Origin of the sequence: Yoonia sp. R2331 (assembly GCF_041103235.1) — a bacterium.
Classification (GTDB): domain Bacteria; phylum Pseudomonadota; class Alphaproteobacteria; order Rhodobacterales; family Rhodobacteraceae; genus CANMYO01.
Genome location: NZ_JBGCUN010000003.1, coordinates 106,197 through 125,629 on the forward strand (window position 1 = coordinate 106,197; position 19,433 = coordinate 125,629).

The 19,433-nt window shown below is 59.4% G+C and carries 22 protein-coding genes; 14 read left to right on the forward strand and 8 right to left on the reverse strand.

The window, feature by feature from the left end; translation table 11 throughout:
- Positions 1–60: 60 nt before the first annotated feature.
- Positions 61–1,236, forward strand: coding sequence for a dual-specificity RNA methyltransferase RlmN (gene rlmN / locus AB3Y40_RS18485; protein WP_369440366.1), 1,176 nt, complete (start codon positions 61–63; stop codon positions 1,234–1,236).
- A gap of 34 nt (positions 1,237–1,270) precedes the next feature.
- Complete coding sequence (locus AB3Y40_RS18490; protein ID WP_369440367.1) at positions 1,271–1,708, forward strand: relaxase family protein; 438 nt, start codon at positions 1,271–1,273, stop codon at positions 1,706–1,708.
- Here AB3Y40_RS18490 and AB3Y40_RS18495 read toward each other — a convergent pair.
- Complete coding sequence (locus tag AB3Y40_RS18495; protein WP_369440368.1) at positions 1,705–2,556, reverse strand: LOG family protein; 852 nt, start codon at positions 2,554–2,556, stop codon at positions 1,705–1,707. The genes AB3Y40_RS18490 and AB3Y40_RS18495 overlap by 4 nt on opposite strands.
- Before the next feature lie 154 nt (positions 2,557–2,710).
- Here AB3Y40_RS18495 and dapD point away from each other — a divergent pair, with 154 nt between their 5' ends.
- From dapD to rnr, 7 genes are all read left to right on the forward strand, one after another.
- Positions 2,711–3,538 carry a 2,3,4,5-tetrahydropyridine-2,6-dicarboxylate N-succinyltransferase gene (gene dapD, locus AB3Y40_RS18500; RefSeq protein WP_369440369.1) on the forward strand — a complete coding sequence of 276 codons (828 nt, stop codon included), beginning with the start codon at positions 2,711–2,713 and terminating at the stop codon, positions 3,536–3,538.
- Positions 3,539–3,811 (forward strand): hypothetical protein, encoded by a 273-nt coding sequence (locus AB3Y40_RS18505; RefSeq protein WP_369440370.1) that lies wholly within the window; start codon positions 3,539–3,541, stop codon positions 3,809–3,811.
- Positions 3,808–4,101, forward strand: a complete 294-nt coding sequence (locus AB3Y40_RS18510; RefSeq protein WP_369440371.1) for a hypothetical protein — start codon at positions 3,808–3,810, stop codon at positions 4,099–4,101. Before AB3Y40_RS18505 ends, AB3Y40_RS18510 begins: the two co-directional genes overlap by 4 nt.
- A gap of 41 nt (positions 4,102–4,142) precedes the next feature.
- Positions 4,143–4,388 carry a GlsB/YeaQ/YmgE family stress response membrane protein gene (locus AB3Y40_RS18515; RefSeq protein ID WP_369440372.1) on the forward strand — a complete coding sequence of 82 codons (246 nt, stop codon included), beginning with the start codon at positions 4,143–4,145 and terminating at the stop codon, positions 4,386–4,388.
- 31 nt (positions 4,389–4,419) lie between these two features.
- Complete coding sequence (locus AB3Y40_RS18520; protein ID WP_369440373.1) at positions 4,420–4,761, forward strand: hypothetical protein; 342 nt, start codon at positions 4,420–4,422, stop codon at positions 4,759–4,761.
- Between the two features lie 63 nt (positions 4,762–4,824).
- Positions 4,825–5,967: a succinyl-diaminopimelate desuccinylase gene (gene dapE, locus AB3Y40_RS18525; protein WP_369440374.1), complete on the forward strand. Its 1,143-nt coding sequence runs from the start codon at positions 4,825–4,827 to the stop codon at positions 5,965–5,967.
- A 160-nt stretch (positions 5,968–6,127) separates the two neighbouring features.
- Positions 6,128–8,368: a ribonuclease R gene (gene rnr / locus AB3Y40_RS18530; RefSeq protein WP_369440375.1), complete on the forward strand. Its 2,241-nt coding sequence runs from the start codon at positions 6,128–6,130 to the stop codon at positions 8,366–8,368.
- A gap of 6 nt (positions 8,369–8,374) precedes the next feature.
- On the opposite strand, the gene AB3Y40_RS18535 is transcribed toward rnr, so the two are convergent.
- From AB3Y40_RS18535 to ribA, 4 genes are all read right to left on the reverse strand, one after another.
- A complete protein-coding gene (locus AB3Y40_RS18535; RefSeq protein ID WP_369440376.1) occupies positions 8,375–8,887 on the reverse strand; it encodes a hypothetical protein in 513 nt (170 codons plus the stop codon).
- Positions 8,884–9,366, reverse strand: coding sequence for an RNA pyrophosphohydrolase (locus tag AB3Y40_RS18540; protein ID WP_369440377.1), 483 nt, complete (start codon positions 9,364–9,366; stop codon positions 8,884–8,886). The genes AB3Y40_RS18535 and AB3Y40_RS18540 overlap by 4 nt, the downstream gene beginning before the upstream one ends.
- Before the next feature lie 70 nt (positions 9,367–9,436).
- Entirely contained in the window at positions 9,437–9,931 is a 495-nt protein-coding gene (locus AB3Y40_RS18545) for a L,D-transpeptidase family protein (RefSeq protein ID WP_369440378.1), read from the reverse strand.
- Between the two features lie 72 nt (positions 9,932–10,003).
- On the reverse strand, positions 10,004–11,077 hold the full coding sequence (gene ribA, locus AB3Y40_RS18550; protein ID WP_369440379.1) for a GTP cyclohydrolase II: 1,074 nt from the start codon (positions 11,075–11,077) through the stop codon (positions 10,004–10,006).
- Between the two features lie 160 nt (positions 11,078–11,237).
- On the opposite strand from ribA, the gene AB3Y40_RS18555 reads away from it, so the two are divergent.
- From AB3Y40_RS18555 to AB3Y40_RS18575, 5 genes are all read left to right on the forward strand, one after another.
- On the forward strand, positions 11,238–11,924 hold the full coding sequence (locus AB3Y40_RS18555) for a response regulator transcription factor (RefSeq protein WP_369440380.1): 687 nt from the start codon (positions 11,238–11,240) through the stop codon (positions 11,922–11,924).
- A gap of 213 nt (positions 11,925–12,137) precedes the next feature.
- Positions 12,138–14,150, forward strand: a complete 2,013-nt coding sequence (locus tag AB3Y40_RS18560; protein ID WP_369440381.1) for a calcium-binding protein — start codon at positions 12,138–12,140, stop codon at positions 14,148–14,150.
- A 143-nt stretch (positions 14,151–14,293) separates the two neighbouring features.
- Positions 14,294–16,459 (forward strand): calcium-binding protein, encoded by a 2,166-nt coding sequence (locus AB3Y40_RS18565; RefSeq protein WP_369440382.1) that lies wholly within the window; start codon positions 14,294–14,296, stop codon positions 16,457–16,459.
- A 66-nt stretch (positions 16,460–16,525) separates the two neighbouring features.
- Complete coding sequence (locus AB3Y40_RS18570) at positions 16,526–16,900, forward strand: rhodanese-like domain-containing protein (RefSeq protein WP_369440383.1); 375 nt, start codon at positions 16,526–16,528, stop codon at positions 16,898–16,900.
- A 64-nt stretch (positions 16,901–16,964) separates the two neighbouring features.
- The gene (locus AB3Y40_RS18575; protein WP_369440384.1) at positions 16,965–17,750 is read left to right on the forward strand and encodes an enoyl-ACP reductase FabI; all 786 of its coding nucleotides are present in this window, start codon (positions 16,965–16,967) and stop codon (positions 17,748–17,750) included.
- 23 nt (positions 17,751–17,773) lie between these two features.
- Here AB3Y40_RS18575 and AB3Y40_RS18580 read toward each other — a convergent pair whose 3' ends face one another.
- The 3 genes from AB3Y40_RS18580 to AB3Y40_RS18590 all read right to left on the reverse strand — a co-directional run bounded on the left by AB3Y40_RS18580 (position 17,774) and on the right by AB3Y40_RS18590 (position 19,365).
- Positions 17,774–18,562 carry a GGDEF domain-containing protein gene (locus AB3Y40_RS18580; RefSeq protein ID WP_369440385.1) on the reverse strand — a complete coding sequence of 263 codons (789 nt, stop codon included), beginning with the start codon at positions 18,560–18,562 and terminating at the stop codon, positions 17,774–17,776.
- Positions 18,563–18,657: 95 nt separating this feature from the next.
- Positions 18,658–19,092, reverse strand: coding sequence for an FKBP-type peptidyl-prolyl cis-trans isomerase (locus tag AB3Y40_RS18585; protein WP_369440386.1), 435 nt, complete (start codon positions 19,090–19,092; stop codon positions 18,658–18,660).
- Between the two features lie 75 nt (positions 19,093–19,167).
- Positions 19,168–19,365, reverse strand: a complete 198-nt coding sequence (locus tag AB3Y40_RS18590) for a hypothetical protein (RefSeq protein WP_369440387.1) — start codon at positions 19,363–19,365, stop codon at positions 19,168–19,170.
- Between the last annotated feature and the right edge of the window lie 68 nt (positions 19,366–19,433).

A 19,433-nucleotide genomic window follows, 5' to 3' on the forward strand; every position in this document is an offset into this window, starting at 1 on the left:
TCATTGGAAACCGCCCCTTTTGGCTTATATGGGGCGCAATCCAGACCCAAAGGTGATGCGATGACGGCCAAAGCTCCGATTACACAGGACGTGCATACTATCCCGCGCAAAGCGCCGGAGGGTAAGCCGAACCTTGTGGGCATGACCCAAGACCAGATGAAGCAGGCGCTGATTGCCGCAGGTACGCCTGAAAGGCAGGCCAAGATGCGGATGGGGCAGCTTTGGCAGTGGGTCTATCACTGGGGTATCCGCGATTTTGACGCGATGACGAACCTTAGCAAAGACTATCGCGCGATGCTGGCCGAGACATTTGTGATCGCGCTGCCCGAGGTTGTGACCCGGCAACTCAGCGAGGATGGCACGCGCAAGTATCTGGTGCGGATCGCAGGCGGTCACGAGGTTGAGGTGGTATATATCCCCGAGGATGATCGCGGCACGCTGTGTATCTCCAGCCAGGTTGGCTGTACCTTAACCTGCACCTTTTGCCACACTGGCACCCAAAAGCTGGTGCGCAATCTGACCACGTCCGAGATCGTCGGCCAGATCATGGTGGCCCGTGACGATCTGGGCGAATGGCCCACCCCTGGTGCGCCCAAGGACGAAACCCGGCTCTTGTCCAATATTGTGCTGATGGGCATGGGCGAGCCGCTTTACAACTTTGAAAACGTCCGCGACGCGATGAAGATCGCGATGGACCCGCACGGTATTCAACTGTCGCGCCGCCGCATCACCCTGTCGACCAGCGGCGTGGTGCCAGAGATTGCCCGCACGGCCGAAGAGATCGGATGCCAACTGGCGATTTCCTTCCATGCCACCACCGATGAGGTGCGCGATGTGCTGGTGCCGATCAACAAGCGCTGGAACATCGCAGAGCTGCTGGACGCCCTACGGACCTATCCCAAGGTCAGCAACTCTGAACGGATCACATTTGAATATGTGATGCTGGACGGGATCAACGACAGTGATGAAGACGCCCGTCGTCTGATCAAACTGATTGATGGCATTCCGGCCAAGATCAATCTGATCCCCTTCAACGAATGGCCCGGAGCGCCTTACAAACGGTCATCCAACAACCGGATCCGCGCGTTTGCCGATATCATTTACAAAGCCGGCTATGCCTCGCCCATTCGCAAACCCCGTGGCGAAGATATTATGGCCGCTTGCGGACAGTTGAAGTCTGCGACAGAGCGTGCGCGCAAGAGCAAAGCACAGATCGCAGCAGAGGCCGGGCTTTAAGGCGGCGTTAACCCTGTTTCGACAGGGTTTCTCCATGCGATTCCATCTTGAAATGCCTGAAGACACGATCCGCGCCTTGTCGGCAATTGCGCGACAGACCGATGTGACGGTGGGGCAATTGATCCGTGATGCCGTTGCTTTGGATTTGCGCCGTCGCCGCGCGCCGAAGAGGGACGCAAGGACTGATGAGGCGCTCGTCGCCTCACTCCGCTCGCTCCTCGCTCAGGATCTTGCCGACGCGACCGGCTGGCCAGACCTTGACCAGCGTCTGATGCAGCACGGCTTTGCACTGCGCCCCGCTGGCGGTGGTCTGATCCTCACGCGGTTGTCGACCGGTGCGCGGCTGTGCAAGGCGTCAGACCTTGGTTATGCCCACAGCACTCTTGCACGCCGATTCGGCGCCGCGTTTCCGGGTCATCCTCACGCCCATCTGTTTGCAGCGCCGGACGACGACGCTGTCCTGGAAGACTAGCGCCCCGGGATCGCGCCGCGCTTTTCGCCCTTGCCTTCCCAGTCATCAAGCGCGGCAATCGCCTCGTCCGCGGTTTCAACAAAGCGGAACAGCTTCAGATCATCGGCAGAGATTGTACCTGCGTCCGACAGCGCATCCCAGTTGATGATCTTTTCCCAGAAGGCGCGGCCAAACAGCAGGAATGGCACCTGCGCCATGCGGCCCGTCTGGATCAGGGTGAGCGCCTCGAACAATTCGTCCAAGGTGCCAAAGCCGCCGGGAAAGACGCAGACCGCACTGGCGCGCATCAGGAAATGCATTTTGCGGATCGCAAAGTAGTGAAAGTTGAAGCACAGCTCTGGCGTGACATAAGCGTTGGGGGCCTGTTCGTGCGGCAACACGATGTTCAGCCCGATGGACCGCCCGCCTGCCTCTTCTGCGCCGCGGTTGCCCGCCTCCATCACACCGGGGCCGCCGCCGGTGACGATGATGTCGTCGGTGCCTCCACTTTTCAGCGACCTTTCGGTCATCAACCGGGCAAAGCGCTGCGCCTCGGCGTAATAGGTCGACAGATCGGCCAGTGTCTGGGTGCGCGCGGTTTGCTTGGCCTCGGGCGCGGGAATGCGCGCGCCGCCAAACATCACGATGGTCGAATTGACGCCCGCCTCGTCCAGCATCAACTCTGGCTTCAGCAGTTCCAACTGCAACCGCACGGGCCGCAGTTCTTCGCGGCACAAAAAATCGTCATCAGCAAAGGCCAAGCGATAGCTGGGCGCGCGAGTCTGCGGCGTATCAGGCACATGCCGCGCCTCTTCCCGGTCCTGATGGCTGCGCCGAAACGGGTGCGTGCGGTTGGGTTCGTCTTTCATGGCGCGTGCTCCTGGCCTGCAATCTTGGTTGCGGGCATGAGGGCGCATCCCACCGGGACTGTCAAACACTTCATCCCTGACGGACACATCACCCCATTGCCAGTATCAAGGCCGCGCGCTATGTCCGCGCAAACCGCATCAAGGGAGACACCCCATGTCCAATGCCGCCCTGGAAACCGCGATCGAAGCCGCCTGGGACACCCGCGACCAGATCACGCCCGCCACCACTGGCGAAACCCGCGAAGCCATCGAGGATACGCTGAACGCGCTCGACAGCGGCACGCTGCGCGTGGCCGAACGCCGCGCCAATGGCGATTGGCACGTGAACCAATGGGCCAAGAAAGCTGTGCTGTTGTCGTTCCGCCTGAACGATATGGAGCCGATCTCTGGCGGCAACGGCGGCACGGACTGGTGGGACAAGGTGCCCTCAAAGTTCGCAGGCTGGGGTGAAAACCAGTGGAAAGCCGCCGGTTTCCGTGCTGTTCCCGGATCCATCGTGCGCCGATCCGCCTTTATCGCACCCGGTGTGGTGCTGATGCCTTCGTTTGTGAACATCGGCGCTTATGTCGACGAAGGGTCAATGGTGGATGGTTGGGCCACGGTGGGGTCCTGCGCCCAGATCGGCAAGAACGTGCACCTCTCTGGCGGTGTCGGCATCGGTGGTGTGCTCGAACCGATGCAGGCAGGCCCCACGATCATCGAAGACAACTGCTTTATCGGTGCCCGGTCAGAGGTTGTCGAAGGCTGCATCGTCCGCGAAGGGTCCGTCCTTGGTATGGGCGTCTTCATCGGGCAATCCACCAAGATCGTCGACCGCGAAACCGGAGAGGTCTTTTATGGCGAAGTGCCGCCCTATTCAGTGGTCGTCGCAGGCTCAATGCCATCCAAGAACAACATCAACCTTTATTGCGCGGTGATCGTAAAACGGGTCGATGAAAAGACCCGGTCCAAGACCGGCATCAACGAGCTGTTGCGTGACTGAATGATCCTGTCGCGCACGTTCGCCAAGCAACGCATGGCCGCCAATGTGCGGCCATCCTGGGCCGATGCATGGCTTCTTGTGGTGGCGGATGTCGCGTTGGTGCTTGTGGCATTGCTAATGATCACACCGGCATTGGGGACGTATATCTACGCGATGCAGCCCGATGACGCCACGACCATGATCTTTGTGATCCTGCTTTATCTTGTGCTGCCGCTTGCGATTCTGATCGTTGGGTGCATCTGGGCACGGCGCTCGCGCAGGCCGCTGGCATGATAATCTCATACTCCTTCGCGCGCCGCCGCATTGCGGCTGGCCATCGCCCGGGCTGGTTCGCCGCATGGGCGCTTGTCGGGCTTGATGCGCTTTGCCTAATCGTGGTTTTCGCGCTGCTTTGGGAGCCGTTTCAGGGGCTCACAGCGGCCTTCAACTTTCCCACTTGGGCCACCATCGCAGCCCTGTTTGCGATTTGCTTTATCCCGATGCAGGCGGTGCTGATCCTGTCTTCGCTTTGGGCCGCAAAATCACGCTGGGACGACGACGACACTGGGAAAGGCGGGCGGTAGCCCCCATATTCCTGTCAGACAAAAACGACAGGAGAACCGCAATGGGCCTTGGTTTCTTTCTCAGCATCATCGTCGGCGGCCTCGCCGGGTGGATCGCCACTTCCTATATGAAGGCCAACACCGGCATCATCGCCAATGTGATCCTTGGCATCCTCGGCGCAACCGTCTTGAACGCCATTCTGGGTTGGATCGGCATCTACGCCGAACGCAGCTTTCTGCCGCAACTGATCGTCGGTGCCGCAGGCGCCGCGGGTCTGATCGCCGCCTACCGACGCCTGTCTTCTTGACATCGCGCCTTGCGCGCCGCACCACAGCACGATGAAAAAGCCAAGCAAACAACAGGTCTTTACCCTGCTGGTCGAAGTTGGCCGTAACGACGGCGACGGCCTGCCCGACGGTGCCACCGGTGCGGCGCTGATGTGCTATGCCTCTGGCGTGGACGAGGCCGAGGCCGTGCGCGAAACCGTCGCGATCCTCAAACAGGCTGACCTCGCGCCGCTTGATGTGTCGGGCTACGGCACGCTGGACGAACGGCTGGCCGAATGTCACGACATCGCCGAGGATGAAAAAGCGCTGATGCAGCGCGCTCTGGACGAAAATTCCGTGATCGTGGCCCAGATGACCCCGTTCTTCGACGACGACGCGCCCGCCAGATCCTGAACACCCACGCACATTTGCATCCCCGCCCGCGCCGCGCTAGCCAAGGGCAAAAAGGACCCGCAAATGCCGATTGATCCCGTCACTCTGACCGCCGACCTTGTCCGCTGCAATTCGATCACCCCCGCCGAAGGCGGCGCGCTGGTGCTTTTGGAAAAGCTGCTGAGTGATCACGGCTTTGACTGCACCCGTGTCGATCGGGGCGGTATCGCCAATCTCTACGCCCGCTGGGGTCGCAAAGGGGCAAACCGCACCTTTGGGTTCAATGGTCACACCGATGTGGTCCCCTTGGGTGACGCAGCCGCCTGGACGGTCGATCCCTTCGGGGCCGAGATCAAGGATGGCTTCCTTTGGGGTCGCGGGGCCACGGACATGAAATCCGGCGTGGCCGCCTTTGCTGCGGCCGCCTGCGATTTTGTCACAGACACGCCCCCCGATGGCGCGTTGGTCCTGGCAATTACAGGCGATGAAGAGGCCGACGCACTGGACGGCACCACCGCTTTACTCGACTGGATGGCGCAAAACGGCGAGGCGATGACCCACTGCCTCGTGGGGGAACCCACCAGCCCCAACCACATGGGCGAGGCGATGAAGATTGGCCGCCGCGGCAGCCTGAACGCGCGTTTCACCTTTACCGGCGTGCAAGGCCATGCCGCCTATCCGCACCGCGCCAAAAACCCCACCCATGCGATGGCGGCCCTCATGCACCGGTTCGCGACACACGGGCTGGACGATGGCACCGATCACTTCGACCCCTCTACCCTGGCCGTGGTCACGATGGACACCGGCAACCCGGCCACCAACGTGATCCCCGCGACCTGCCGCGCAGGCGTCAACATCCGCTTCAATGACCTGCATTCCGGCGACGGGCTGACCGCATGGATGCAGGTCGAGGCGAACAAGATCGCTGCAGAAACCGGCGTGGACATCACCCTCAAGGTCAAAGTCTCTGGCGAGGCTTTTCTGACCCCACCCGGCGACTTCTCTGACCTTATCGCTAAGGCCGTGCACGCCGAACTCGGCGTCACGCCTGAACTTTCCACGTCCGGCGGCACCTCAGATGCACGGTTCGTCAAGAACCACTGCCCGGTGGTTGAATTTGGCCTCGTGGGCAAAACCATGCACCAAGTCGATGAAAAGGTCCCGGTGAAAGACATCCAGACCCTCAAATCAATTTACACCCGCATCCTCGGCGATTACTTCGCCTGACCCGCTTTCTTTTGAATGAAAATATGCTGGGGGGTCCGGGGGTGAACCCCCCCGAAAAGGGGTCGTCATTTTTGCGCCATTGGTCTAAGCAAAATTGGCGACAGGCAGGCCCGCCCACAAACAAAATGACGCGCAACACCAACCATGTTAGGTGCGCCCCATGACACAAATCCCATCCAAGGCCGAGGTCCTGCAATGGATCGCCGACCACCCTACCAAAACCAGCAAACGCGACATCGCCAAGGCTTTTGGCATCAAGGGCGCGGCCCGCATCGACCTCAAGGCACTGCTCAAAGAGCTTGAGGCAGAGGGTCACCTCAAAAAACGCCGCAACAGCTATCGCGACCCCGAAAGCCTGCCGCCTGTCTCGGTGCTCGAGGTGACTGGCCCCGATGCCGATGGCGATCTTTATGCCCGCCCATTGGAATGGTCCGGCAAAGGATCGGAACCACGTATCCTGCTCAACCTGCGCAATTCTGATCCCGCACTTGGTCAGGGCGACCGCATCCTTGGCCGCCTTACCGAAATCACGGGCGAGCCGTACTCCCATACCGCCCGCCTGATCCGTCGCATCGGCACCAACCCTTTGCGCATCCTCGGTGTCTTTCGCGCAGGCTCCGAAGGTGGCCGCGTGCTGCCCATCGACAAAGGCTCGGATAAGCAATGGAGCGTCCCCGCAGGCGCCACAAATGACGCCAAAGACGGCGAACTGGTCGAGGCTGAACAATCCGGCCCCAAAGGCCGCATGGGCCTGCCCCGCGCCCGGATCATCGCCCGCCTCGGCGACCCCACAGCGCCGCGCGCTGTCAGCCTGATCGCCATCCACCAGCATGGCATCCCCGACCACTTCCCCGACGACGTCATCGCAGAGGCGGACGCAAAATCCCCTGCCCCTTTGGGCAAACGCACCGATCTGCGCGACAAACCCTTTGTCACCATAGACCCCGCCGATGCCCGCGACCGTGATGACGCCTGCCTTGTCGAACCCGATGGCGACGGCTTCACCCTCTGGGTGGCAATTGCCGATGTGGCGGCCTATGTGACCCCCGGCAGTGAACTCGACCGCGAGGCGCGCAAACGCGGGAATTCCACCTACTTCCCCGACCGCGTTGTGCCGATGCTGCCCGATGTCCTCTCCGGCGATCTCTGCTCGCTGCACGACAACGTTGACCGCGCCGTGCTTGCCGTGGAAATGAAAATCGACGCGCGCGGCAACAAAACCGGCCACACCTTCCACCGCGCCATGATCCGCTCTGTCGCCTCGCTGGAATACGCACAAGTACAGAACGCCGTTGACGGCAACCCCGACGCCGCCACAGAACCCCTTGTGGATACCGTCCTCAAACCGCTCTTTGCGGCTTATGCGGCCCTGAAGATCGCCCGCGCTGCGCGGCAACCGCTGGAACTCGACCTGCCCGAACGTCGGATCGAACTGTCAGACGACGGCCAGGTGACCGGCGTCGCCTTCAAGGACCGCCTCGACGCGCACCGCCTGATCGAAGAATTCATGGTCCTTGCCAACGTCGCCGCCGCCGAGACCCTAATCGCCAAAAAGACCCCACACCTTCTGCGCGTCCACGAAGAACCGGCACCCGAAAAGCTCGAAGCCCTGCGCGAGGTTGCCAACGGCTCTGGCCTGCAACTGGCCAAAGGGCAGGTCCTGAAAACCGCACACCTTAACCGGCTGCTGTCACAAGCCGAAGGCACAGACCACGCCGAACTGATCAACATGGCGACCCTGCGGTCGATGACGCAGGCCTATTATACGCCTGAAAACTTTGGCCATTTCGGCCTCGCTCTGCGGGCCTATGCGCATTTCACTTCACCCATTCGCCGCTACGCTGACCTGATCGTACACCGCGCTCTGATCGCAGCGCACGGCTTTGGCGACGACGGACTGTCCCCTTGGGACATCGAACACCTGCGCGACACGGGCGAAAAGATTTCGGCCACCGAACGCCGCTCAATGATGGCTGAACGCGACACGACAGACCGCTACCTCGCCGCCTTTATGGCCGACCGGATCGGGGCAGAGCTGACAGGCCGCATCGCGGGCATCGCCAAATTCGGCGTCTTCGTGAAACTCGACGAAACCGGTGCCGACGCGATGATCCCGATCCGCACGTTGGGCGGCGAATACTTCCACTATGACCCCGACACCCAAACGCTGATGGGCGCAGACACCGGCCGGGTTATCGCCCTTGGCATGCGCGCCACCGTCAAACTGGCCGAAGCCGCACCTGTGACTGGCGGCCTGATCGTGGAACTTCTGACGTTCGACGGCGCCACCATGCCGCGCGGCCCTGCGCGTGGCCGTGGCAAGCCGCCCAAGCGCAAGCTGGGATCGGCGCGCAAGAAAGCCGCCAAAACTGCGCGCAAGGTCAAACGCACCCGGAAATAGCGCCAATCACTCGGCGACGCAGGCCCCATCTTCATAGCAGATCACGACAGGGTCGCTGGCGAAACAATCACCGTTGATGCAATCAATTGCCTGCTGCTCCATCAGCGGGGTGACATTGTAGAAAATGCCCCCGCCGCAAGCCGGGGCCTCGATCACCAGATCAGGGCCAACGACCTTGGCAAACATGATCGCCACTTCGCCCGACACAGCTCCGCCACACCAGGGACCAACACACAAGGGCTGCAGCGCCACAGCGCGTTCATACCTTGTGGTAAATCCCTCGCTGTTCAGCGCAAGCCCCCGGAACTGCGCCGCAATCGGCGACGGCGTCCAGCCATCGTTCAGCATGTCTGTTTCGGGCAGCAGCCGTTCGTCAAAGGTCAGCGTTCCCTTCAGCAGATAAATATCTTCCGGCACCTCTTCGGCGCGGGCAAAGCTGTCAGCGATCGTGGGCCGAATGCACGACAGCGCTGCCGTCTCGCTTGCAATCAGCGCCAGAACGCAGGCCAACCACCTCACAACTTGTCCTCAAACTCCGCCAACACGCGGGCATAAACTTCGCGCTTGAACGGCACGATGTTGTCGACCAACTGATCCTTGGGCATCCACTTCCATTGCGAAAACTCAGGATGTGCCGTGGCAATATTGATTTGGTCGTCGGTGCCATGGAAGCGAAACAGGAACCACTTCTGTTCCTGACCGCGATACTTGCCTTTCCAGATCTTCGGCACGATCTCGTGTGGCAGATCATAGGCGATCAACGCAGCACTTTCCGCCTCCAACGTTACCAGCTTTTCAACCACTCCTGTTTCTTCCCACAACTCCCGCAGGGCAGCATCCAGCGTCTTTTCGCCTGCATCGACACCACCCTGTGGCATTTGCCAGGCATCAGTGTCACGATCCATGCGTTGGCCCACAAAGATATGCCCGCGCGGATTGGCCAGCATAATGCCGACACACGGGCGATAGGGAAGTTGGGCAATATCGTCTGGGGTCATGAATTGGCCTTGGTGCTGCATAGGTCTGCTCCTGTCACGTTTGACCCAAGTCTGGGCCAAACGTCCAGCGCTATGCGATAACAAGTCGCGTGTTATGCGTTATCCGCCTTGCAATCCAGCGCAGATGATCCCGCCGAAACGCCACGCAACCCGCCGTCGGCCGTCCCGGACCGCGCCATTGATGGATGAAAATCGCTGATCCCCGCCCCTTGACCGCATAGGGCCAATTCCAATCGGTCAGGATCACCAGATCATACATCGGGTCAGCACGGCGCAACACTTCGTGGCTGAACCCATGTGGTGCGCGCACCATCATGTTATAGTCGGGATCCGCCACATCATCTGACCACAGATCATGCAACCCAATCGGCAGCGCCCAATCGGCAGGCTGCGCCATCCGGTCAGGTCGATACAGCATGCCGACAATCCGGTGCACTCCCTTGGGCGTGACCCCGTCACCTTCGACCTTGCGGGCGGCAATGCCACCACGTCCAACCGTGCAGGCAAAGCGCCGGCCGCAAAACCGGACCCCCGTCGGCGTCACAACCAGATCAGTGGCGCGCATTGTCCATCCTTCTTCTGGCCAGAAACATCCCCGCCGGAGGCCCGATTATTCGTCGAATAATCGCCGCCCCGCTCACAACAGATGCCCGGACTTCGCCGCCTTGGTCGCCAGATAGGTGTGGTTGTGGACATTCTCGCCCACTTGCAGCGACACCCGCTCCACAACCGCGATGCCACTCCCCTCCATCCGCGCGATCTTGGCGGGGTTATTTGTCATCAGCCGCACCTTGCTGAATCCCATGCGGCGCAAAATCTCGGCCCCGATCCGGAAATCCCGCTCGTCATCCTCAAACCCCAACCGATGATTGGCCTCAACCGTATCGAACCCCTGATCCTGCAGCGCATAGGCCCGCATCTTGTTGGCAAGCCCGATCCCGCGTCCCTCTTGATTGAGATACAGCAGCACCCCGGCCCCTTCTTCCCCCATCTGTGCCAGCGCACCGTTCAATTGCGGACCGCAATCGCATTTCAGCGATCCCAACAAATCGCCAGTAAAACAAGCCGAATGAAGCCGCGCCAACACCGGCTTATCGCGATCCGGGCGGCCGATCTCGACCGCATAATGCTCTTCGCCGCCGTCGTCAGGCCGATAGATGTGCAACCGGCCCGCCTCACTTGCGCGCAGCGGCACGCGGGCAGAGACCACGGGTTCCAACGGCGCCATCTCCCGATCCAGAACGCCGGATGCATCAACGCTGGTCAGCGCGTGATCCTGTGCAAACCCGGTCGGATCAGCCAGCGGCACGACGACAGCGGCGGGCAATAGCCGCGCTGATTTGCACAAGGCAATCGCTGCGCGCGCCAAGGTCGCATCCCCTGTCCGCAGGGTCTCCAACGGCCCCTTCATCGGGTTCGCCAGATCGTCTGCCGGATCGGCAAGCGCCTGCACCCAGCCCAATTGCGCACCGCCGGGCAGCGCGATCCGTGCCAGATCGCCATCATAGGCCCGCGCCTTGAGGGTCGCCGCACGCCAATCTGTCACCGCCAAGGCCGCATCACCAAGCGCCAGCGCCTCATCCAATCTGACCGCCACCAGCGTCTCTGCGGCCAGCACCACCCCCCGTCCTGACACTACAACCGGCACGCCCATGCGCAAATCCGCCCGCGCGCGGGCCAAAAGCTCTGTTACATCGGGGGCGAATGTCATCGGTTTGCGGCACCTTTCTGCGACATCTGGTAGCGGCCTTCGTGAGGAATTGAAACATTTGGCGGTCAAATCACACGTCCGTGTGAAAGTTTTGCAGCACAGCTTGCCTCAGACGTGTCTGCATCACATTTCATTTCACAAGACACCACAGGAGGCCGCAATGGCACAACTCAAGAAAATTCTACTTGTCGATGATGACGAGGACCTGCGCGAGGCGCTGGGGGAACAGCTCTTGATGACTGAGGATTTCGACGTCTTTGAAGCCGGCGACGGCGCAGAGGCGATGACGAAGGCCAAAGAACAGCTTTATGATCTGATGATCCTCGACGTGGGCCTGCCCGACACCGATGGCCGTGAACTGTGCCGCCTGATGCGCAAACAAGGCGTGAAATGCCCGATTGTGATGCTGACGGCCCAGGATTCGGACGCTGACACGATCTATGGCCTGGATGCCGGTGCCAATGATTATGTCTCTAAGCCCTTCAAGTTCCCTGTGCTTCTGGCACGGATCCGCAGCCAGCTGCGCACCCACGAGCAATCCGAAGACGCAGTGTTCCAGCTTGGGCCGTATACCTTCAAACCTGCGCAAAAGATGCTGGTGACAGAAGATGAAAAGAAGGTCCGCCTGACCGAAAAAGAGACGAATATCCTCAAATTCCTCTACCGTGCGACCGAAGGCGTGGTGGCCCGCGATGTGCTGCTGCACGAGGTTTGGGGCTATAATGCCGGTGTCACCACCCACACGCTGGAGACACATATTTATCGTCTTCGCCAGAAAATTGAACCAGATCCGTCAAACGCCCGCCTTCTTGTGACCGAATCCGGCGGGTACCGTCTGGTGGCGTAAATAGAGATTCCAACGCATGGAACATCCTCCCATGTTCATGCGTTGGTTCAAGACCCCCGGCAGAGGGTTAATCTGCCATCCTCCCTGTTGGACTGGCCCGAGCTTCGTGCTCGGGCTTTTTTTGTCGCAGCCCGGTCTGGCATTCCAGACTTTGTCAAACCCGTATCCTGCCGTAGAGTTAACTTAAGTTAATTGCATTGCATGGGATCAGTTATGGGCAAGATCAGATTTTTCGGCTTCAACCAAAGCCAAAGCATGACCACCAACTACTTTGCTTTCTCTTCATACGTCGATGACAGCAGCACAAAGTACTTTTTCGTCAACAGCCGTGGCGAAACCGTCAAGATGTTTGGTACCAGCATAAGCGTTGATGGAGCCGGCCGGATCACTGGGGGTGTCATCAATGAAATCCGGGTCGCGCCAGACGGCGGCAGCCCTGATGACATCGAAATCCACATCACCAATATCAACATCTCTGCAACGAACCTGATGGGTGTCGGGGGCGCTGGCGTGCCAAGCACAAACCAGATTTGGCAGCGCCTTCTGGAAGGAGAGACCGATATCTTCGGCAGCATTGATGTCTCGAACTATGTTTTCGGTGATCTCTATATCGCGTCTAGCGGCACGACCTACGGTGACGACGACGAAATCCAGGGAAAATTCGGCAACTCCACATTTCTGATGGGTGACGCCTATCAGGTCACCGGCTCCGGTGTGCTGTTTGGCGGCGATGACACAATTGACGCAGCCGCGCGGCTGATCCGTGGTGATGCGGGTCTGGTCAGCGGCAGTTCTACTCTGATCGGCGGCGACGATGAAATCATCATGCGGTCCGCCAACTATGACAGCAAGGTCGCAACCGGAATTGTCGACATCATAGGTGACGCGGAAAATGCGACCTCGACTGCAACCCTGATCGGGGGTGACGATTTCATTGATGCCAGCGACGTCGAGGTCAACACACGGGTCAATATCTTCGGAGATGCCGAGTCTGTTGAAGGCGGGACCACCTTCATCGGGGGCGACGATAAGATCATCGGCGCACGGAATTCCGACAATTACATCTATGGCGATGTTAATGACTTCACCATCAGCGGGGCCTTTGCCGGCGGACGCGATGTCATCACAGGCGGCAAGCAAGACGATGTCATCTATGGCGATGTCGGCTCTTCCAGCAGCGGCTCAAATGGTGGCAACGATAAGATCAACGGCCTGGGTGGCAATGACACTATGTATGGTCAGGGCGGGCGTGACATCTTCTTTGCACTGGAAGGTTCTGCTCTGATGTATGGTGGCAATCAGGTCGACCAATTCCGCCCCAACAAAGACGGTGAACACAGCTTCTACGGTGGATCTGGCGACGACATCATCAACTATATCAAGGCTACGGGCGGCCGTTTGACGGTTGATCTAAATGACAGCAGTCGCAATACGGGCTGGGCCGAGGACGATGTCATTAGCAGCGTCGCGCATGTTGTGGGCTCTGCCACCCAGAACAACTTTCTCTATGGCTACAGCGGTGCAAACATCCTGCAGGGCGGGGCCAAAAGCGACCGGATCGAAGGGCGGGGGGGCGGCGACGAAATCAGTACGCTTGGTGGCAACGACCGGATCGAGGCGAATTTTGGTGCCAACACCTACGACGGTGGCGCGGGCTTTGACATCCTGTCTTATGCCGCCAGTAACGCTGGCACGCGGGTCGATCTATTCAATGATACCGCAGGTGGTGGCCATGCAGCAGGCGACAAGATCACCGGGATCGAGCACCTCTACGGCTCTGATTTCAATGACAAGTATTACGGCGACAACGCCCGCAATATCTTCAAGGGCTACGACGGCAACGACAGCCTGTATGGCCGTAACGGCGATGATGCCCTTTATGGCGGGGCCAACAACGACCGGCTGTTTGGCGGATTTGGCAACGACATCATCGAGGGCGGCGGCGGCAGCGACAAGCTGTTCGGCGGCCGCGGCAATGATTTCATGCGCGGCGGCTCTGGCGCGGATACCTTCCACTATGATCGGGGTGACGACATCGACCGCATCCGCGACTTTCAGGACAACGTCGACACCATCGAATTGGATGGCTTTCCCGCCAACTACAAACCCTTCCAGAACGCCCAGCAGGTTGGCAACAACGTGGTGTTCAACTTTGGTAATGGCGATCAGTTGATCGTCGAGAATGTGACGGCGCAGCAGCTCTTCAATGATCTGGTGATCGTCTGAAAAGACACCCTCGCCCCATTCCAAGCGACCGGCCGCACCACGTGCGGTCGGCTTCCGTTTGGCGAACTTCTTTTGCACCACAGAAAATTCTGCCCTAGGGTCAAAGAAATTAACGAAATGTTTAGGAAAGAGTGAGCGCGTGCATGGCCAATTTTGAAGTAACCTCCGATTCCGACATCGGCGTTTTTGCGGATGACCCGACATTTGCATCCTTTATCAGCAGCACCACGACCAGCTACGTCTATCTCAGCGACGATGGGCAGCGTGTCACGCTGACCGGCGTCAATATCGTCGTGAATGGCAGCAATCAGTTTGTGTCCGGTCAGATCGAACAAGTGACCGTCGGGACGACGGATGGCAGCACCACGGTCGCGCTCACTGTAACGGATCTCAGCATTGATGGCACATTGCTGCTTGGCTCTGCCGGGGCGGGCGCTCCGGCGAAAGCGGAATACTGGGACGTCTTGGTTGCAGGTGAAACGCGCTTTCATGCCGAAGCCGGTGGCGAGGCTCTGTTTTTTGGTGATGGGAAGGAAATTGATAGCGGGACGTTCAATGGCGATGATGTCTTCATCACCGGGGATTGGGTGGATCTGTTTGATTCCCGCGTTTTCGGGTCCTTCGAACGTGTCGACGGCACGGCAGTTGTGACGTCGGGGACAACCCACTTCACGGGTTACGCACGGCTGATCTATGGCGACTATGATTTCGTGGCCGATACCGCCTTTGCGCAGGGTGGCGATGATATCCTGGTCGTCAAACCGCTGACCGGGGGCGGGCCCGCAGCGACGATCAAGGTTTTGGGCGAAGCCTTCAGCATCGAAAATTCAGCAACGGTCGTTGGTGGCGATGACGTGATCGACGCCTCTGGTGGCGACACCCTGACGTCTGGCTACACCCTATTCGGTGATACGGAACGGCTGCTGGATTCCGCTACGTTGTTTGGTGGCAATGACACGATTACCGGCCACGAAATGTCATCCAATTTCATCGTTGGCGATGTTGCTTCTGTCTCGAACGGACGTCTGATCGGTGGCGACGATTTGATCCGCGGCGGAAGCCTGAACGACAGACTATATGGTGACGCCGATTTCGTCTTCACAGGAACCATCGTCGGTGGCAATGACACGATCTATGGCGGGCTGGGCGACGACTCCATCTTTGGCGGCGGCGGCGATGACAAACTCTACGCGGGTGGCGGCAACGACACCGTCGAAGGCGGCGAGGGCGATGATCGCATCTTCATTGGCGCAGGCGACAGCACCGTCACCGCCGGTCTGGGTGACGACTACATCCGCATCAACAAGGCTGGCAACGTCACCATCGACGGCGGCGATGGTCAGGACACGATCGACTATTCAAAGTCCGAATTGGGCATCAGTCTTGATATCCTCTTTGGCACTTTCAACGGAGGGCTGGCCGGGGGCGACGTGCTGTCCAACATCGAAAATGTCATCGGCACCGCACAGGACGACTTTGTCGGTGGCGGCAACGGTAACAACACCATCGAAACGCTGGGCGGCGAAGATCAAATCTTCACCGATGGCGGCTATGACGTCATCAAGGCGGGTGCTGACAACGACCGGGTCACGCTGGACAGTGGCGGTGGCCGTATCTATGGCGGCAGCGGCACAGACCTGCTCAACGTCAACCTCGTCGTCGATTCCAAAGTCGACTTGAAACAACGCTTTGGCGATCTTGGCCCAGGCAATCAGTACGTCATCGACGGCTTTGAAAACGTCAACGGCAACGACGGCAGCGACTCGCTTTTTGGCACCGACGGCCGCAATTTCCTACGCGGCTCTGATGGCGATGATCGCCTTGTCGGGCGCAAGGGTGACGACAACATCTATGGGCAGATTGACAACGACAGGCTTGAAGGCGGCGGCGACAACGACAAGCTGTTTGGCGGTTCCGGCGACGACTCCCTTTTTGGGGGATCAGGCGATGACCTGCTTTCAGGAGGCTCAGACTCTGACCTTCTGTTCGGCGGTTCCGGCGACGACAACGTCAAAGGCGGCGGCGGCATCGACCGGCTGACATCAGGTAGCGGCGATGACAAGATGACCGGCGGCACCGGCGTCGATACCTTCGTCTACGTCAAGGGCGATGATCTGGACACGATCACGGACTTCAAGAACAACACCGACCGTCTAACTTTTGAAGGTTTTGCCAATCCCGGCAACGTTTTCAGCATCGCTACCCAAGTCGGCAGCGATGTGGTCTTTAATATGGGCAACGGCGATATCCTGACCGTTCAGAACATCACCGTGAACCAATTGTCGGATGATATTTTTATTATCCTCTGACGGGGCTGGATTGCAGTGTCCGGGTCGTGTTCAAATGACCCGGAACGCACCAAAAGGAGCCCAAAGATGAAAACTGCCAAGGACTATCTGGACGAAGCCAACGCCGTTGTGACCCGTATCTCTGCTGCTGATGCGGTCGCCCGCCATGCGCAGGGTGGCGGTGTCTGGATCGACGTGCGTGACAGTGGCGACATCGCGAAATCTGGCACGATCAAGGGCGCAGAACGCGTCCCGCGCGGGTTCATGGAGTTTGCCGCCGACCCGGATTTGCCGTTTCACAAACCGTTTCTGCAAAAGGATGCAGAGATCTTTCTGGTGTGCGGTGCAGGTGGCCAGGCAGCCCTTGCCGGCAAGACGCTGCAGGACATGGGGTATGCCAATGTGACCAACGTCGGCGGCATTGGTGACTGGAAAGAGGCAGGCGGCCCGACCGAGGATTGACCCCCTGACCTTGACGGGTCCGGCCAAAGCCGCCACAGATTTCCAAAAGCACGTGAGGGCAGACATGACGATTTCAATGCAAGGCAAGCGCGGCCTGATCATGGGCGTCGCGAACGAACGCTCTATTGCTTGGGGCATCGCCAAAGCCATGGCAGAAGCGGGGGCCGAACTGGCCTTTACTTATCAGGGCGAGGCCTTTGGCAGCCGTCTGAAACCCCTTGCAGAAAGCGTCGGATCGGATCTGATGGTCGATGTGGATGTCACAGATGCGGCGTCAATGGATGCCGCCTTTTCCGCACTCAAGGACCGTTGGGACAGCATCGACTTTGTGGTGCACGCCATCGCCTATTCCGACAAGAATGAGCTGACAGGCCGGTTTATCAACACCAGCGCCGACAACTTCCGCAACTCGCTGACGATCTCTTGCTACAGCTTCATCGACGTCGCCCGCCGCGCGTCCGAGATGATGCCAAACGGCGGCGCGCTGATGACCTTGACCTATCAAGGCAGCAACCGCGTCACACCGTTCTACAACGTCATGGGTGTGGCCAAGGCGGCATTGGAAAGTGCCACGCGCTATCTGGCCAATGACCTTGGCCAGCAGGGCATTCGCGTCAACGCGATCAGCCCCGGACCGATGAAAACCCTGGCCGGGGCGGCGATCGGCGGCGCGCGCAAGACCTACAAACACACCGGGGAAAATGCCCCGCTTGGCAATGCCACGCTCGAGGCGGTGGGCGGCACGGCGGTCTATCTGGCGTCAGATGTCGGCAGCCACACCAGTGGCGAGGTCATCCATGTCGACGGCGGATTCCACGTACTGGGCATGCCGCAACCGGACCATCTGTAACAGTCACCGGCGGGACTGCACCGTTATGCGCTACGCGCCACCTGGGGTGGGTCGCGCGGCATGATGATGCCTGTATCGGGGCAAATTTCCCAGGGTTCCGAGACGATGACAGCACGGGCGCGACCTGCGGCCTTTGCGTCGTATAGCGCCCGATCCGCACAGGCGATCACCTCTTTCAGTGGGCGCGTGTCATCCATAATGGCGCAGCCCACAGACAGGGTCATCCGAATATCCGCTGGCACACCGTCGGGTTGCAATTCGATCGGTGCGCAGACTGCATCGCTCAGGGCCGCGGCATCCGGGCGCGTCGCCCCCAGATAACACAGACCAAATTCTTCGCCGCCCAATCGGCCCACGATGACATTCTCGGCTTCAAGACCGCGCAGCCTTTTCGCTACCGCTTCAAGGCAAACATCGCCGACCTCGTGGCCGTAGGTGTCATTGATGCGTTTGAAAAAATCGACGTCCGCCAGCAGCACAAATGACTGCGCGTGTCGCGGGCGCGCTTGCTCGACGTCCGCCAGAAACGCACGCCTGTTGCGCAACCCGGTTAGCATGTCGGTCGCGGCCAATTCTGCCAGTTTGGTCTGCAGCTTGTGTTGGTATTGGATCACTTTCAACGACAGGAATGCAGGCAGTAGCCCAATCGCCGTGGTTTCGATCAATTGCCCCCGCAATCCTGACGAAAACGTCCCATACATCCCAAAGACAACAGCAATCGCCAACAGGTTCCAGAGCACCAGGCAAACAAGCAATTTGACAACAAAATCAACCGCCCCAACGGGTGCGACCGCCTTTACAATAAATTCCATGACTGCTCCACCATGCCCTAAATCGGGACATAGCAAGGATTTCCAAAGAGGGTGTTAACGCGCAATGAATCGCAGATCGCTGTCACCTTGCAAGCTTAGCCTGTGGCGATCGACACCATTTCAATCGCAAAGGTTAGATCCTTGCCCGCCAGCGGATGGTTGGCGTCCAGCGTCACTTCGGTCTCTGTGACCTCGGCCACAGTCACCGGGATCACCTGCCCCTCGGGGCTTTGCATCTGCAATTGCGTGCCGATTTCCAACGGGATGTCGGCCGGAATACCTTCGCGCGGAATTGCCTGCCGCGCCTGATCGTTCACCGGGCCATAGGCCTGATCGGCAGCGACCTCGACCACCTTCTTGTCACCGACGGCCATGCCCGGAATTGCCGCGTCAAGACCGGGGATGATCATGCCTGCGCCGACCGCAAATTCCAGCGGATCGCGCCCCTCAGAGCTGTCAAAAACCTCGCCTCCCGCCAGTGTTCCGGTATAGTGGATCTGGACAGTATCGCCCGCTTTTGCCGTGCTCATCGCTGTGTCCCTTCATATGACGTAAAGGCCGGACCCTAGCGAGCGCCGGAAAGCGATGCAAACCGGTTTCCGAAATCACATCAGCCGTCGAATATCAGACACGTAAAACGCAACGCCAAAGGTGTAGCGAAGTCGCGGGAAACCGGCATTGCTGACCTGACCATCAGCCGCGGCGAAAGTTCGGGAAGCGCCGATTTTGGCCAGTACGGCTAAGGCCACAAATGACTGATTTAGCGCATGATCGAACCAAGCGTCGATGCCAGGCAATTCCATTCGGCTTGTCTGGAAAGGTCAGAAAAATACGGTGTCATTTTTGATTAGTCTTGTTAGGTCTCCTAAAC

Bases quoted from the DNA above. Each gene is read 5' to 3' on its own strand.
- rlmN (WP_369440366.1), top strand. From the start codon at position 61: ATGACGGCCAAAGCTCCGATTACACAGGACGTGCATACTATCCCGCGC.
- AB3Y40_RS18490 (WP_369440367.1), top strand. From the start codon at position 1,271: ATGCGATTCCATCTTGAAATGCCTGAAGACACGATCCGCGCCTTGTCG.
- AB3Y40_RS18495 (WP_369440368.1), bottom strand. From the start codon at position 2,556: ATGAAAGACGAACCCAACCGCACGCACCCGTTTCGGCGCAGCCATCAG.
- dapD (WP_369440369.1), top strand. From the start codon at position 2,711: ATGTCCAATGCCGCCCTGGAAACCGCGATCGAAGCCGCCTGGGACACC.
- AB3Y40_RS18505 (WP_369440370.1), top strand. From the start codon at position 3,539: ATGATCCTGTCGCGCACGTTCGCCAAGCAACGCATGGCCGCCAATGTG.
- AB3Y40_RS18510 (WP_369440371.1), top strand. From the start codon at position 3,808: ATGATAATCTCATACTCCTTCGCGCGCCGCCGCATTGCGGCTGGCCAT.
- AB3Y40_RS18515 (WP_369440372.1), top strand. From the start codon at position 4,143: ATGGGCCTTGGTTTCTTTCTCAGCATCATCGTCGGCGGCCTCGCCGGG.
- AB3Y40_RS18520 (WP_369440373.1), top strand. From the start codon at position 4,420: ATGAAAAAGCCAAGCAAACAACAGGTCTTTACCCTGCTGGTCGAAGTT.
- dapE (WP_369440374.1), top strand. From the start codon at position 4,825: ATGCCGATTGATCCCGTCACTCTGACCGCCGACCTTGTCCGCTGCAAT.
- rnr (WP_369440375.1), top strand. From the start codon at position 6,128: ATGACACAAATCCCATCCAAGGCCGAGGTCCTGCAATGGATCGCCGAC.
- AB3Y40_RS18540 (WP_369440377.1), bottom strand. From the start codon at position 9,366: ATGACCCCAGACGATATTGCCCAACTTCCCTATCGCCCGTGTGTCGGC.
- AB3Y40_RS18545 (WP_369440378.1), bottom strand. From the start codon at position 9,931: ATGCGCGCCACTGATCTGGTTGTGACGCCGACGGGGGTCCGGTTTTGC.
- ribA (WP_369440379.1), bottom strand. From the start codon at position 11,077: ATGACATTCGCCCCCGATGTAACAGAGCTTTTGGCCCGCGCGCGGGCG.
- AB3Y40_RS18555 (WP_369440380.1), top strand. From the start codon at position 11,238: ATGGCACAACTCAAGAAAATTCTACTTGTCGATGATGACGAGGACCTG.
- AB3Y40_RS18560 (WP_369440381.1), top strand. From the start codon at position 12,138: ATGGGCAAGATCAGATTTTTCGGCTTCAACCAAAGCCAAAGCATGACC.
- AB3Y40_RS18565 (WP_369440382.1), top strand. From the start codon at position 14,294: ATGGCCAATTTTGAAGTAACCTCCGATTCCGACATCGGCGTTTTTGCG.
- AB3Y40_RS18570 (WP_369440383.1), top strand. From the start codon at position 16,526: ATGAAAACTGCCAAGGACTATCTGGACGAAGCCAACGCCGTTGTGACC.
- AB3Y40_RS18575 (WP_369440384.1), top strand. From the start codon at position 16,965: ATGACGATTTCAATGCAAGGCAAGCGCGGCCTGATCATGGGCGTCGCG.
- AB3Y40_RS18580 (WP_369440385.1), bottom strand. From the start codon at position 18,562: ATGGAATTTATTGTAAAGGCGGTCGCACCCGTTGGGGCGGTTGATTTT.
- AB3Y40_RS18585 (WP_369440386.1), bottom strand. From the start codon at position 19,092: ATGAGCACGGCAAAAGCGGGCGATACTGTCCAGATCCACTATACCGGA.
- AB3Y40_RS18590 (WP_369440387.1), bottom strand. From the start codon at position 19,365: ATGGAATTGCCTGGCATCGACGCTTGGTTCGATCATGCGCTAAATCAG.